Origin of the sequence: Bacteroides caecicola, from assembly GCF_023337095.1 — a bacterium.
In the GTDB taxonomy this organism is placed as follows: Bacteria; Bacteroidota; Bacteroidia; order Bacteroidales; family Bacteroidaceae; genus Phocaeicola; species Phocaeicola gallinarum.
The window spans coordinates 46183-59199 of the sequence record NZ_JAMBLM010000010.1 but is presented as its reverse complement, the minus strand read 5'-3'; the positions used below and the strand labels follow the sequence as shown (position 1 = coordinate 59199).

General features: G+C 42.6%; 15 protein-coding genes. 6 read left to right on the top strand and 9 right to left on the bottom strand.

Annotated features, from left to right (window positions below; all coding sequences use genetic code 11):
- Positions 1 to 137 precede the first annotated feature (137 nt).
- A complete protein-coding gene (locus tag M3085_RS10595; RefSeq protein WP_178256166.1) occupies positions 138 to 512 on the bottom strand; it encodes a DUF3276 family protein in 375 nt (124 codons plus the stop codon).
- 190 nt (positions 513 to 702) lie between these two features.
- Between M3085_RS10595 and nusB the strand changes: the two genes are divergently transcribed.
- The 6 genes from nusB to M3085_RS10565 all read left to right on the top strand — a co-directional run bounded on the left by nusB (position 703) and on the right by M3085_RS10565 (position 6713).
- Complete coding sequence (nusB, locus tag M3085_RS10590) at positions 703 to 1629, top strand: transcription antitermination factor NusB (RefSeq protein WP_178256165.1); 927 nt, start codon at positions 703 to 705, stop codon at positions 1627 to 1629.
- 46 nt (positions 1630 to 1675) lie between these two features.
- Entirely contained in the window at positions 1676 to 1990 is a 315-nt protein-coding gene (yajC, locus tag M3085_RS10585; RefSeq protein WP_178256164.1) for a preprotein translocase subunit YajC, read from the top strand.
- 15 nt (positions 1991 to 2005) lie between these two features.
- Positions 2006 to 3025, top strand: coding sequence for a CdaR family protein (locus M3085_RS10580; RefSeq protein ID WP_178256221.1), 1020 nt, complete (start codon positions 2006 to 2008; stop codon positions 3023 to 3025).
- Positions 3026 to 3030: 5 nt separating this feature from the next.
- Positions 3031 to 3633 carry a dephospho-CoA kinase gene (gene coaE / locus M3085_RS10575; RefSeq protein WP_249052976.1) on the top strand — a complete coding sequence of 201 codons (603 nt, stop codon included), beginning with the start codon at positions 3031 to 3033 and terminating at the stop codon, positions 3631 to 3633.
- A gap of 80 nt (positions 3634 to 3713) precedes the next feature.
- Positions 3714 to 4133: a DUF5606 domain-containing protein gene (locus M3085_RS10570; RefSeq protein WP_178256162.1), complete on the top strand. Its 420-nt coding sequence runs from the start codon at positions 3714 to 3716 to the stop codon at positions 4131 to 4133.
- Between the two features lie 642 nt (positions 4134 to 4775).
- A complete protein-coding gene (locus tag M3085_RS10565; RefSeq protein WP_249052975.1) occupies positions 4776 to 6713 on the top strand; it encodes an NAD(+) synthase in 1938 nt (645 codons plus the stop codon).
- Between the two features lie 42 nt (positions 6714 to 6755).
- On the opposite strand, the gene M3085_RS10560 is transcribed toward M3085_RS10565, so the two are convergent.
- From M3085_RS10560 to M3085_RS13900, 8 genes are all read right to left on the bottom strand, one after another.
- Positions 6756 to 7715, bottom strand: coding sequence for an alpha/beta hydrolase (locus tag M3085_RS10560; RefSeq protein WP_191709270.1), 960 nt, complete (start codon positions 7713 to 7715; stop codon positions 6756 to 6758).
- A gap of 10 nt (positions 7716 to 7725) precedes the next feature.
- On the bottom strand, positions 7726 to 8472 hold the full coding sequence (locus tag M3085_RS10555; RefSeq protein WP_178256159.1) for a shikimate dehydrogenase family protein: 747 nt from the start codon (positions 8470 to 8472) through the stop codon (positions 7726 to 7728).
- Positions 8473 to 8493: 21 nt separating this feature from the next.
- Positions 8494 to 9231, bottom strand: a complete 738-nt coding sequence (gene ubiE, locus M3085_RS10550; RefSeq protein ID WP_178256158.1) for a bifunctional demethylmenaquinone methyltransferase/2-methoxy-6-polyprenyl-1,4-benzoquinol methylase UbiE — start codon at positions 9229 to 9231, stop codon at positions 8494 to 8496.
- A gap of 85 nt (positions 9232 to 9316) precedes the next feature.
- Positions 9317 to 10264: a phosphoribosylaminoimidazolesuccinocarboxamide synthase gene (locus tag M3085_RS10545; RefSeq protein ID WP_178256157.1), complete on the bottom strand. Its 948-nt coding sequence runs from the start codon at positions 10262 to 10264 to the stop codon at positions 9317 to 9319.
- The gene (locus tag M3085_RS10540) at positions 10261 to 11226 is read right to left on the bottom strand and encodes a PhoH family protein (protein ID WP_178256156.1); all 966 of its coding nucleotides are present in this window, start codon (positions 11224 to 11226) and stop codon (positions 10261 to 10263) included. Before M3085_RS10540 ends, M3085_RS10545 begins: the two co-directional genes overlap by 4 nt.
- A 147-nt stretch (positions 11227 to 11373) precedes the next feature.
- A complete protein-coding gene (locus M3085_RS10535; protein WP_178256155.1) occupies positions 11374 to 12000 on the bottom strand; it encodes a lysine exporter LysO family protein in 627 nt (208 codons plus the stop codon).
- Entirely contained in the window at positions 11997 to 12275 is a 279-nt protein-coding gene (locus M3085_RS10530) for a LysO family transporter (protein WP_178256154.1), read from the bottom strand. Before M3085_RS10530 ends, M3085_RS10535 begins: the two co-directional genes overlap by 4 nt.
- A gap of 398 nt (positions 12276 to 12673) precedes the next feature.
- Complete coding sequence (locus tag M3085_RS13900; protein ID WP_410554598.1) at positions 12674 to 12892, bottom strand: PH domain-containing protein; 219 nt, start codon at positions 12890 to 12892, stop codon at positions 12674 to 12676.
- Positions 12893 to 13017: the final 125 nt, after the last annotated feature.

The following is a 13017-nucleotide window of genomic DNA, read 5'->3' as shown; positions in this document are numbered from 1 at the left end:
TTTAATTTTTTGTGTTACTCTAAATTAAGTTTGTTGTTTTGCTTAATTCGCCATCACACGATGCAAATATGTCACACGATAGCTTAAAAAAGCGCGGCAAAGATAGATATTTTCTTTGATGTGACCAACAGATTCGACTAAAAATCAATATCTATTTTGATTTCGTCGGATTTTAATGGTTCATCATACCCTGCGTTTTTCTCTCTTTTTTGTGAAGATTCGGACTGAGTTTTTGGAGAGTTTTCCTCTATATAATTAATAGTTTGCTGAAGACTGTTCATAAATTTGTCAAAATCTTCTCTATATAAAAAGATTTTATGTTTCTCAAAACTAACCTGCGGTTCATTGCCTTCTTCCAAGAATACTTTCTTGCTTTCCGTTATGGCAAGAAACATTTCGTCTTTACGGCTTTTCTTTACATCAAGGTAGTAAATACGTTTGCCCGCTTTTACAGTTTTTGAAAAAACGATTTCTTTATCCTCCGCTTTGTTCTTTTTATTCAAATCTTCCATAATAGCTCGTTTGTTTCGTTAAAAAAATGCCCTCAAATTTGAAGATTTTTTCGGAATACGCAAAGAAATGGGTTGATAAAAAACTATAATCGCTAAAAAAATAGAAAAAATATCTTGCTACTATAGGCTGTATGAGGGATTTTGTTTACTTTTGCAGCCTGAAAATTTATGTTTATCTTTTATTGTTGTTATGATTAACAGAGTTCTTATTCGTCTTAAGATAGTTCAGATAATCTACGCTTATTATCAGAACGGAGGTAAAAACTTGGATACTGCAGAAAAAGAGTTGTTCTTTAGTTTATCCAAAGCGTATGATTTGTATAACTATCTTCTTCTTCTCATGGTGGAAGTTACAAAGTATGCTGCAAGGCGTTTGGAGGCAGGAAAAAACAAACTTGCACCTTCTAAAGAAGAGTTGTTCCCGAATACCAAGTTTGTAGAAAATCAGTTTATTGCCCAGCTGGAAGTAAACCGTCAGTTGAATGAGTTTGTTTCCGGTCAGAAAAAGACGTGGGAAAATGAAGCCGAGTTTATAAAATCACTTTGTGAACAAATCATGCAGAGTGATATCTATAAGGAATACATGGCAAGTGAAACTTCTTCGTATGAGGAAGATCGCGAAGTGTGGAGAAAGATTTACAAAAAAATCATATTCAACAACGCGGCTCTTGACGACGTGCTTGAAGACCAAAGTTTGTATTGGAACGATGATAAAGAAATAGTAGATACCTTTGTATTGAAAACCATAAAACGTTTCGATCCGAAAAACGGAGATAAGCAAGAGTTGTTGCCGGAATTTAAAGATGAAGAAGATCAGGATTTCGCACGCCGCTTATTCCGTCGCGCCATTTTGAATGCCGATTATTATCGCCATCTGATTAGCGAGAATTCCAAGAATTGGGATTTGAGCCGTGTTGCGGTGATGGATGTAGTCATCATGCAGATAGCTTTGGCTGAGATTCTGAGTTTCCCGAATATTCCTATTAATGTTTCATTGAATGAATACGTTGAAATAGCCAAATTGTATAGCACTCCCAAGAGTGGCGGATTTATCAACGGAACACTGGATGGAATTGTTAATCAATTAAAAAAGGAAAATAAACTGACTAAAAATTAATATATTTGCTGAGGTTTAATATTAATTTGATAAAAAGTAAAAACGTATGAATTTGTTAACTGTACCTTTGCAGGCACAAGGCGGTGCTGATTATTCTTTCTTGATTATGATGGTAGCTATCTTTGCTATCATGTATTTCTTCATGATTCGTCCTCAGAACAAAAAACAGAAGGAAATAGCTAATTTCCGTAAAAACTTGGAGGTTGGTCAATCTATTGTTACTGCGGGTGGAATTTACGGGAAAATCAAATCTATCGAAGATAATGCCGTTATCATTGAAATAGCACCGAGCGTAAAGATTAAAGTAGACAAGAACTCTATTTATGCAGATGCGCAAGCTCCTTCGGCGCAGTCAAAATAAAAATATGTGATGATTATGTTCGCTCGAAAGAACATAAAAAGATATTATTTAATAGGTTTAAGAAAAATCAGAAGTTTCCTGCTCAGTGCAAAGAGTAGGGAACTTCTGATTTTTTTGTTTTTCGTCATCGTATCGTTTTGCTTTTGGTTGCTTCAAACGATGAACGACACTTATCAAACCGAGTTTAAGATTCCGGTGCGTTTGAAGAATGTACCGAAGGAGGTTGTCATGACTTCCGAAATACCGAATGAGATACGGGTTAGCGTAGAAGACCGCGGAACGGTTCTGCTTAATTATATGCTTGGACGCACATTTTTCCCTATATCTTTCGATTTTCAGGACTATCAGGACAAAGGAGCTAAAGTAACCATACCTTTGGCGGAGTTTAACAAGAAAATCACTTCTCAGCTTGCCAGCTCTACCAAGCTACTGTCTGTTCGTCCTAATGTGATTGAATTTATTTATACGAGGGGAAACGCCAAGAAAGTTCCTGTTGCAGCGAAAGGACGTATGGTGGCAGGGCGGCAATACTATATTTCCAATATTTTGCTTGCTCCTGACTCGGTGGTAGTATATGCACCCAAAGATGTGCTTAATTCGATTACTACCGCATATACAGAGCCTCTTGATTTAGAGAATATAACAGATACGGTGGTTCAGCGCATTCATTTACAGGAAGTAAAAGGAGCGAAGTTTGCTCCTGCCTTTACAGATGTTACCATCTGCGTAGATATGTACTCTGAGAAAACGGTGGAAGTACCGGTTGTGGGATTGAATTTCCCGGCAGGAAAAGTGTTGCGTACTTTCCCTTCGCGTGTGCAAGTTGCCTTTCAGGTAGGATTGAAAAATTTCAAGCGCGTTTCTGAAAATGATTTCTTTATCGGTGTTTCTTACGAAGACTTATTAAATAACAAGAGCAGCAAAATTCCGCTTACCCTGCGTAGTAAGCCCGATTTTGTAAACCATGTCCGTATTGTTCCGGAGGAGGTTGATTACCTCATTGAACAGCAGCCGGTAGAAGAAGGAACAGAATAATCAAAATGATAAAGTTAGGTATTACAGGCGGGATAGGAAGTGGCAAATCTTATGTCTCGCGCTTGTTGAGAGCGAAAGGTATCGAAGTGTATGATACCGATAGCGAAGCGAAACGGCTGACGTTGTCTCATCCGCAGATTCGGCAGGAGCTGACTGCCTTGCTGGGAGAGGATGTTTATCAAAATAACATTCTTAACAAGCCTCTTTTGGCGAACTATCTGTTTGCATGTAAAGAAAACGCACAGCGCATCAATGCAATAATCCACCCGCGCGTTTACGATGATTTTGTCAGTTGGGCAAGGATGAAGGAAAAGGCTGGAGCCTCAATGGTAGGGATGGAGAGCGCCATTCTCTTTGAATCAGGTTTTAATCGTGCGGTCGACAAGGTATTATTCGTATATGCGCCTTTAGACGTACGTATCCGTCGGGCAATGGAGCGCGATAAGTCGACGGAAGAACAAGTGCGTGTCCGGATACTTGCTCAAGCCTCTGATGAAGAAAACCGCCGGAAGTCCGATTTCTTGCTCATAAACGATGGAGTTCGTCCGTTAGAATCCCAGTTAGAGCAACTGCTTCAGGCGTTAATACAGCGAAAACCTATCCGATAGCTTGTGTATGTCATTCGTGTATTGTATTTTTGCCCCCTGAATAATAAAATAATACTAAATACCTTAATACGATAAACATTATGTTGAAGACTATTTTAGCCATCTCTGGGAAACCGGGGCTGTATAAACTGATTTCTCAAGCAAAAAATATGCTGATTGTAGAAGCTGTTAGTGCCGATCGAAAAAGAATGCCGGTTTACGCAAGCGACAAAGTGATTTCTTTGGGCGATATCGCAATGTATACCGATGGCGATGAAGTGCCTTTGGGCGAAGTGTTGGAGTCTGTAAAGACAAAAGAAAACGGTGCCGTTACTTCTATCGACTATAAAAAGGCATCTTCTGAAGAATTACATCAGTTCATGGCAGAAGTGCTGCCTAATTACGATCGCGACCGCGTTCATACCGGCGATATCAAAAAACTGATTCAGTGGTATAACCTGTTGATTTCAAACGGAGAAACCGATTTCGTAGAAACACCTAAGAAAGCAGCCGAAGCCTGACAGCCGACATTCGGTAAGACTACTTTTAGAAAACATGCCTGTATCCTGATAGGGGATATGGGCATGTTTTTTTATCGGGTTGGGTTAAGAGCGTTTAAATTTTGCTCTGCCTGCGGTTTGAGAATTGTTTTCGGGGAAACAGACCGGAAACAAACTCAAAAAGGAGCAGATAAAAATACTTAATCGGAAAATTTAAATGAACAGGCTCTAAACTTTATTGGGCTTTTTCAGGGACTGAAAACACTACCCATAGCGCAGGTTAACGCTACGGGTAGAAATGGTGAACGCTACCGCATGGAATAATCAACGCTAACGGTAGCGTTTTCTGGGGGCATAACGGTGGAAATTTTTCTCATCAGAAAAAAATAATCGGTTTATTATGAACCTTTTTCAGACATGAGTTGTTATTATATCAAACTAAACAAAGGACTATCATATATAGGATTTATTGAATTGAGGGTTAACACACACAGATCACGTGGGCAAAGTGCGAATGAATCAAACGTGAAGTTTGCACTTGCCTGCGTGTAAGTGTGTGCCGTTGGGTGAAGGTATCTCTTTTTTTGAGCGTAGAGACGTTCTGAATGTCACAATAAATCCTTATTTTTGCATCATTCAATTCGATTATAAACAATACACTATATGAAATACGGTTTTGTGAAAGTGGCGGCGGCTGTTCCGGCGGTGAAAGTTGCCGACTGTAAATTTAACGCACAGCAAACTGAAACCCAAATTGTGGTGGCAGATGGAAAAGGCGTACAAATCTTGATTTTCCCGGAGTTGAATCTTACCGGCTATTCGTGCGGCGATTTGTTCGGCCAGCAAATCCTGTTGGAAGAGGCTGAGCTTGCCCTGATGCAGATTATGAATAACACGCGCCAGTTTGACATCATATCTATTGTGGGTATGCCGGTAGTGGTAAACTCTACGCTTTTAAATTGTGCGGTAGTCTTTCAGAAGGGCAAAATATTGGGGGTAGTGCCTAAAACCTATTTGCCTAATTACAAAGAATTTTATGAGCAGCGCTGGTTCGCTTCGGCAGACGCTCATCCTGATACTACGATGGTTCGTCTCTGCGGCCAGTTGGTTAAAGTTAGCAGGAATTTACTGTTTGATACCCCCGACGTCTGTTTCGGAGTTGAAATATGCGAAGATGTATGGGCGCCCATACCTCCCAGTTCGGAGCTGGTACTTAAAGGAGCCGAGATTATCTTCAACATGTCTGCCGATACGGAAAACATTTGCAAACACCAATATTTGCGCTCGCTGTTGAGCCAGCAGTCGGCACGCTGTCTTGCGGGGTATGTTTTTGCCTCTTCGGGTTTCGGCGAATCGACCACCGATGTGGTGTTTGCCGGCAATGCGCTGATTTATGAAAACGGTACATTGTTGGCTGCCTCTGAACGTTTTTCGTTCGAAGAGCAACTGGTTTCCACCGAAATAGACGTTGAGCGTTTGCGTGGAGAACGTCTGACGAATACCACTTTTGCTGCCGCCGTGCGTAAATATTCCCAGTTGGGCGGGCAGCATATATCCACCGAACTTGTTCCGTCGCGCGGGCTGATACTTACCCGTCCGATAGATGCGCATCCGTTTGTTCCTGCCGGTGGCAAACTGTTGGACGAACGTTGCGAGGAAATATTCTCGATACAGGTGGCAGGACTGGCAAAACGGTTGGTGCATACGAATTGCAGAAACGTGGTGGTAGGCATATCCGGCGGGTTAGATTCGACGTTGGCTCTGCTGGTTTGTGTGAAAACATTTGACAAATTGGGCTTGCCTCGCAAGGGAATTACCGGCATCACGATGCCGGGCTTCGGAACAACCGACCGTACGTATAACAATGCGATTGCGCTGATGGGTTCGTTGCAGGTAACCACGAAAGAAATCAGCATAAAAGATGCCTGTATCCAGCATTTCCAAGACATCGAACAAGATATGTCCGTTCATGATGTGACATACGAAAACGGGCAGGCGCGCGAACGTACCCAAATTTTGATGGACTATGCCAATAAAGTGGGCGGACTTGTTATCGGGACGGGCGACCTTTCGGAGCTGGCTTTGGGATGGGCAACCTACAACGGTGACCACATGTCAATGTATGGCGTAAATGTAAGTATTCCTAAAACGTTGGTGCGTTACTTGGTTAATTGGGTGGCACAGACGGGAGTGGATGTGCTTTCGCGAAACACGTTGCTTGATATCATCGACACGCCGATAAGTCCCGAACTGATTCCGGCAGACGAAAATGGAAACATTAAGCAGAAAACAGAAGACCTTGTAGGTCCATACGAGCTGCATGATTTCTTCTTGTTCCATTTCCTGCGCTTCGGTTCGCGTCCGGCAAAGATTTTCTACTTGGCAGAAATAGCTTTCAAAGGCGTGTACGACAGTACGACGATAAAAAAATGGCTGACCACTTTCTTCCGCCGTTTCTTCTCGCAGCAGTTTAAGCGCTCTTGTCTGCCCGACGGTCCGAAAGTAGGTTCGGTTTCTTTAAGTCCGCGTGGCGACTGGCGTATGCCGAGCGACGCAAGTGCGGCTTTATGGTTAAAAGAGTGTGAAGAATTACAGGCATAATCATTTTGATTATGCCTGATAAAAAGATAGGACAGGCTCTCTTTAGGGCCTGTCGTTTAAATTATCTTCAACAAAGCGTTTTACACGCTGTGTGTATTCCTCGGGATAAAGCAGGTAAGAGGTGGCATGTCCGGCATTGGGGACAATCCATAAGGCTTTCGGATCAGGTTTGGCTTTATATACTTCGTATACCATCCATGTAGGAACAAAGTCGTCTTTGTCGCCGTGGATGAAAAGCATGGGCTTATGGCAGCGAGCTATTTGTTTCTCAGCCGATGCTTCGTGAAAATTCCATCCGTTTTTCCATTGGCAGAGCCAGCTTGCCGTGTAAAGCAATGGGAAAGGAGGCAGCCCGAACCGCTCTTTCAGTTCTTTGCTGAACTGTTCCCATACGCTGGTATATCCGCAATCCTCTACAAAACAACGAACATACGCCGGAAGTTGCTCACCTGAGAGCATCATGGTAGTAGCCGCTCCCATCGAAATGCCATGCACCACAGCTTCTATCGAATCCCCAAAAAGGGCAGGAGCAGTATCGATCCACTGCATAACATCTTTGCGGTCGAGCCATCCCATTTGGAGGGCATTGCCTCCGCTTAAACCTGAGTAGCGCAAGTCCGGTAAAAGGATATTGTAATCAAGCGAACGATTATACATGTACCCGATGTGGAACATGCGAATAGCATTATCCGTATACCCGTGGACGATAACCGCAGTTTCTTTCCGCGGGCGTGAAGCACGAGCATAAAAGGCATGGAGGCGTGTTCCGTCGGGTGCAGTAATAAACGTATCGCGAAGCGCATGAGCATTTTGCAGGCTGTCTACCCACGGTGTTATCTGTGGGTACATCTCTTCCATATAGGTAAGAGAACCTGCCATATCCTTCCCCCGGTTTTCAGGGCTCAAGGCGTATTTAAGCATATAAAAACTGCCTCCCACAGTTCCGGCAATCAAGACCAGTAGCGTAATGCCTAAGCTAAGAGCGGTAGTTCGTTTGTTCATACACATTTACTCATTGATTCCAAATATCCCATGCACTGAACGCCTGAAGTAAAAGCATCTCAAGTCCGTTTTTAACCGTAGCTCCACGGTCTTCACCTTTTTTCATAAAAAGAGTAGTGTCGGGGTTATACAGCAAATCGTAAAGCAGATGTTGTGAAGTGAGGCAATCATAAGGAATATCCGGACAAACATCGGCTTGCGGATACATGCCCACGGGCGTGCAGTTGACGATAACTTTATATTCGTCCATGATTTCCGGCGTCAGTTCGGTATACGTAACCGTATTGTCATTATGCCGGCTCCGCGAAACGAACAGGGTTTGCAGGCCTAAATGCTTCAGTCCGCAATCGACAGCTTTCGATGAGCCTCCGGTACCTAAAATCAATGCTTTCTGATGGCAAGGTTCCAGAAGCGGCTCGATAGAGCGTGTAAATCCGATGACATCAGAGTTATATCCTACAAGTTTGATTTTGTTTTTCGAGTTGCGTACCAGCTTGATAACGTTCACAGCTCCAATAGCGGCAGCATCTTTGTCCAGTTCGTCAAGGTAAGAGATAACCTTTTCTTTATACGGTATCGTAACGTTTATTCCGGCAAGATTAGGTGTCGAATTAATAATCTTGGGAAACTCTTCGATAGTAGGGATTTCAAAATTAACGTATTCGGCGTCGATATTTTCGGAACGGAACTTCTCATTAAAGAAGTTCTTTGAAAAAGAATGTCCGAGCGGATATCCGATTAAGCCATATTTTTTCATCTGTGTAAAGGGTTAAAAAGATTATTTAGTAGCAAAATAGAGCGTACAAATCCCCAACGTGAGGCGTTCGAATTTAACTTGGCTGAACCCTGCCTTGCGTATGATTTCTGTCATTATTTCTCCTTGCGGAAAGGCTTTGATTGATTGGGGCAGGTATGTGTAGGCACTTCGGTCTTTCGAAAGCATTTTTCCCAATGTGGGGATAACTATTTTAGAGTAGAGTGCATAGAGTTGTTTCATGGGAAACTTCTCCGGCGTGGATAGTTCAAGTATAACTAAATGTCCGCCCGGTATGAGTACGCGGTACATTTCTTTCAATCCTCGGTCTAAATCTTCAAAGTTTCTTACTCCAAATGCCACGGTGATGGCGTCGAAGCGGTTTTCCTGAAAAGAGAGTGAGGTACAGTCTTCTTTTGCAAAAGAAATCCGGTTGCTTAGTCCGGCTTGTTTTACTTTTTCCCTTCCTATATTCATCATTCCTTCCGAGATGTCAGTTCCAATAAGCTCTTTGGGCTGGAGTACCCGACATGCTTGGATAGCGAAGTCGCCGGTTCCCGTGGCTACATCCATAATGTGTTGCGGGTGGAAAGGCTTTAACAGATTGATGGCTTTACGTCGCCAGCACTTGTCTATGTTCCATGACAACGCATGATTGAGCGTGTCGTATGCCGGAGCGATATGGTCGAACATCTTTTCCACTTGTGCGGCTTTACTTTCGCTTTTGTTATAGGGTTTGATGTTTTCTTGAGGGTAGTTCATGTTATGGAAGATTGAAGAAATTATAATTTCGGGGCGTGTATCGAAACACGTCCCGAAACGTATGTCGTAAGGTTGGATGGTATTGTTATTTCTCTAAAAAGTCGAGAACATTCTTTTCAATACGCTCTGCCAAATGTGCTGTATCAGCTTTTACGAATGTTTCGCCTGTGATATGTTCGTATAATTCGATATATCTGTCGCTGATAGAAGTTACGATTTGCGGAGTCATTTCGGGCACTTGTTGTCCTTCCCGTCCTTGAAATCCGTTAGCCATCAACCACTCGCGGACAAATTCTTTTGAAAGCTGTTTCTGAGGTTCTTCTTTTTCGAATCGTTCCTGATAGCCTTCCAGATAGAAGTAGCGGCTTGAGTCCGGAGTATGGATTTCATCCATCAGATAAATTTGTCCGTTATGCTTGCCAAATTCGTATTTGGTATCTACAAGGATAAGACCACGTTCGGCAGCCATTTGCGTACCGCGTTCGAATAAGGCGAGGGTGTATTTTTCTAAAGTGGCATATTCTTCGGGAGTAGCCAGTCCGCGTGCCAAGATTTCTTCTTTCGAGATATCTTCATCGTGCATACCCATTTCGGCTTTTGTAGTCGGAGTAATAATGGGGTGGGGGAATTTTTCGTTTTCACGCATTCCTTCCGGCAAGCGTACGCCGCAAATCTCACGGGCACCGGCTTTGTAAGCACGCCATGCGCTTCCGCACAAGTATCCGCGTACGATCATTTCTACCGGGAATCCTTCACACATAACGCCTACGGTCACCATTGGGTCAGGTGTAGCAAGTTTCCAGTTCGGGCAGATGTCTTGTGTAGCATCAAGAAATTTGGCAGCAATCTGATTCAGCATTTGTCCTTTGTAAGGAATACCTTCGGGCAATACTACATCGAATGCCGATATACGGTCTGTTGCAACCATTACTAACTTCTCATTATTGATGTTATATACATCACGTACTTTCCCGTGATACACGTTTACTTGTCCCGGAAAGTGATAATCTGTTTTTGTTAATGCTTGACTCATTTCTCTATTTGTTTTTTAGTGAAAGAATTTTCTTCGTATTTTTCGTACGCTTCTACGATGCGTGTTACCAGCTTGTGGCGTACAATGTCTTTTTTGTTCATTTCCACGAAACTGATGCCTTTTACATCTTTAAGTATCTTCATCGCTTGTTTCAGTCCCGATGTTTGTGACGCCGGAAGGTCTATTTGAGTCATGTCGCCCGTCACAATCATTTTAGTGTTTGTACCCATGCGGGTAAGAAACATTTTTATTTGTTGCGTGGTTGTATTCTGGGCTTCATCGAGGATGACCACCGCGTCGTTCAGCGTCCGTCCTCTCATGAATGCAAGTGGAGCTATTTGAATCACATTCAGTTCCATGTATTCTTTCAGCTTGGCAGCGGGAATCATGTCTTGCAGGGCGTCATAGAGCGGCTGTAAGTAAGGGTCTATTTTGTCTTTCATGTCGCCCGGAAGAAATCCCAGCTTTTCGCCGGCTTCTACGGCAGGGCGGCTCAAGATGATTTTGCGTATTTCTTTGTTCTTGAGTGCGCGTACCGCAAGGGCTATGGCGGTATAGGTTTTTCCCGACCCTGCCGGACCGATAGCGAATACCATATCGTTTTTTTCGAACTCTTTTACCAGTTTCTGTTGATTTTCACTGCGCGGAGTTATTGGTTTTCCGGTTACGCTAAATACGATGGCATCTCCTTTCCTTTCTATTTCGGGCGAATTGCCTTTGACGATATCTAACAATGCCTCTTCATTAAGCGAATTGTAAGCCACGCAATGTTTTTCCAAAGCAGTAATGGCATCTTCGAATGCACACATTTCTTCTTCATCTCCCATTACTTTGATAACGTTTCCGCGTGCTACGATTCGTAATTTTGGAAATAATGCCTTTATCATTTGTATATTAGCATTATTCACTCCGTAAAAAACAACCGGGTCTACGTCTTCTAAAACTATATGTTTCTCTATCATTTACCTATTTTGCTATGCTTGTCTCTGTTTCAATTTTCTGCAAATTTAATCATTACTTTTGATTGTTGGACGATTGCGAGTTTATATTTTGAAACATTTCTGCATATCGTGAATGTTTTCACCGGCGTTCCGCAGTACGATGTATAGTTAAAGTCGGCAAAAGAGAGATACGAAAAATGGCACGGAGAGGTCGATAAGGATACCGTGGAAAATAGCCACGGGTATCATTTCTTTCCCTGAAAAGCGTGAAATCATGGGTAGTACCACGTCCATCGAGTTGACTCCTGCTGCCGAGATGGGCGCAAGTTTACCGAAGTAGCGCACCAGCAGGGGTGTACCCAGCAGTGCCATCATTTCGCGGAAAATATTGGCGAGCAGGGCTATCGTACCCAGTTCCGTGGCAAGCTGGATGCCCAGCGATGCCTCTTTAAACTGTGTGATGAGGATGGACGACAGTGAGTAATAGGCAAATCCGCTGCCCACCGCCATGCAGTCGAACACGCTCCATTTCGTCAGCAAAAAGCTGGCACATGCCGAAAACAGCAGCGTGCCGCTTATTGTCGCAAGGGGGATGAGCAAAAACTTCCACCGGATTTCTTTCACAAGATTTTTAAGGTTAGGATTTGAACCGATATTCAGCCCCACTTGCAACATTAATGCGTAAAGTACATACGTAGAAAGATGGGAGTTTTGCCAATCGGCAGGAAGTATGCCGGTTGTACCCAATACACAACCTACTATGAAAACGCACAAAACTATTAAGCTACCTTTCATTGTTTGCCTCCTTTCTTGAAAAACAGTTTCAGTACCATCCACGATGCGAGGATACTACCACACGTTGCCGAAACAGCAATGATTGCCGCCTGCCACCCAAACGTGCCAAGATTGTCAATTATTTGTTTATTTGAGCCTATTGAAATACCTAAAATAAAAAGTAAAAGCACGATGGTACATGAGATGGTTTTTTCTGTTTTCTTTAAAAAAGAGATATTCTTGAACAGGTAGCCGATAGCCACACCTGTAAACATGATTCCTATGATGGTAAACATAACACAAACGTTTTTAAGTTTATACTTGCTTTTTACACGAAACAACACCGCGCCGGAAGTCTGTATGAGCTTTCGCGTGTGATACATAGTAATTATATGTGCAGAGAAACTTAGCGGAAACCGCTTACCCAGTGAATGCACGCAATGCGGTAACCGTGCGCCTCTGGTAAAGGCGTCATGTTTCGCAGACTTTTATATGTTAGCATTCTTTTCATGGGTTTAATCAGATTGTGTTATTTGGGTTTTGTGAGTGCAAAGATAAATACTTTCTGTATATTTCCCAAATATTTATAAGATTTAAGTGGCAAAAGAAAGCATTCAAGAGGGTATTCGTTTCTTGAATGCTTTTTAAGGTTGTGAGTTCTCGGTAGTGAAACTCGAAATATTATTTTACTTTTCTATTTGTCTCTTTTACGAACAAGCTTTAGCGATTCCAAAAAAGCGGAACTGTCTTGGGGGTGTAACACGATTTTTTCTTGTGCGTTGTAATAGATAATAACGCGATTGAACAGGAAACCTTTTTCCAAAATGATGTTATCTATTTCCAGAATATGAATGGTTTCATAAAAGAGGCTATATGAAAGTTTGTAGACCAGCTTTTTTTCATCGGTAATCATAATTTTCATTCTATGAATAAAGATATAATAGATGAATATGCAAGGAATCCCCCACGTTGGCACGTTATATAGTGTTTCGGTAATGTTCCGCGTGACTGCGTAATAAACCGAAAGAAGCAGGAGGA

Bases quoted from the DNA above. Each gene is read 5' to 3' on its own strand.
- M3085_RS10595 (WP_178256166.1), bottom strand. From the start codon at position 512: ATGGAAGATTTGAATAAAAAGAACAAAGCGGAGGATAAAGAAATCGTT.
- nusB (WP_178256165.1), top strand. From the start codon at position 703: ATGATTAACAGAGTTCTTATTCGTCTTAAGATAGTTCAGATAATCTAC.
- yajC (WP_178256164.1), top strand. From the start codon at position 1,676: ATGAATTTGTTAACTGTACCTTTGCAGGCACAAGGCGGTGCTGATTAT.
- M3085_RS10580 (WP_178256221.1), top strand. From the start codon at position 2,006: ATGTTCGCTCGAAAGAACATAAAAAGATATTATTTAATAGGTTTAAGA.
- coaE (WP_249052976.1), top strand. From the start codon at position 3,031: ATGATAAAGTTAGGTATTACAGGCGGGATAGGAAGTGGCAAATCTTAT.
- M3085_RS10570 (WP_178256162.1), top strand. From the start codon at position 3,714: ATGTTGAAGACTATTTTAGCCATCTCTGGGAAACCGGGGCTGTATAAA.
- M3085_RS10565 (WP_249052975.1), top strand. From the start codon at position 4,776: ATGAAATACGGTTTTGTGAAAGTGGCGGCGGCTGTTCCGGCGGTGAAA.
- M3085_RS10560 (WP_191709270.1), bottom strand. From the start codon at position 7,715: ATGAACAAACGAACTACCGCTCTTAGCTTAGGCATTACGCTACTGGTC.
- M3085_RS10555 (WP_178256159.1), bottom strand. From the start codon at position 8,472: ATGAAAAAATATGGCTTAATCGGATATCCGCTCGGACATTCTTTTTCA.
- ubiE (WP_178256158.1), bottom strand. From the start codon at position 9,231: ATGAACTACCCTCAAGAAAACATCAAACCCTATAACAAAAGCGAAAGT.
- M3085_RS10545 (WP_178256157.1), bottom strand. From the start codon at position 10,264: ATGAGTCAAGCATTAACAAAAACAGATTATCACTTTCCGGGACAAGTA.
- M3085_RS10540 (WP_178256156.1), bottom strand. From the start codon at position 11,226: ATGATAGAGAAACATATAGTTTTAGAAGACGTAGACCCGGTTGTTTTT.
- M3085_RS10535 (WP_178256155.1), bottom strand. From the start codon at position 12,000: ATGAAAGGTAGCTTAATAGTTTTGTGCGTTTTCATAGTAGGTTGTGTA.
- M3085_RS10530 (WP_178256154.1), bottom strand. From the start codon at position 12,275: ATGTTTACCATCATAGGAATCATGTTTACAGGTGTGGCTATCGGCTAC.
- M3085_RS13900 (WP_410554598.1), bottom strand. From the start codon at position 12,892: ATGATTACCGATGAAAAAAAGCTGGTCTACAAACTTTCATATAGCCTC.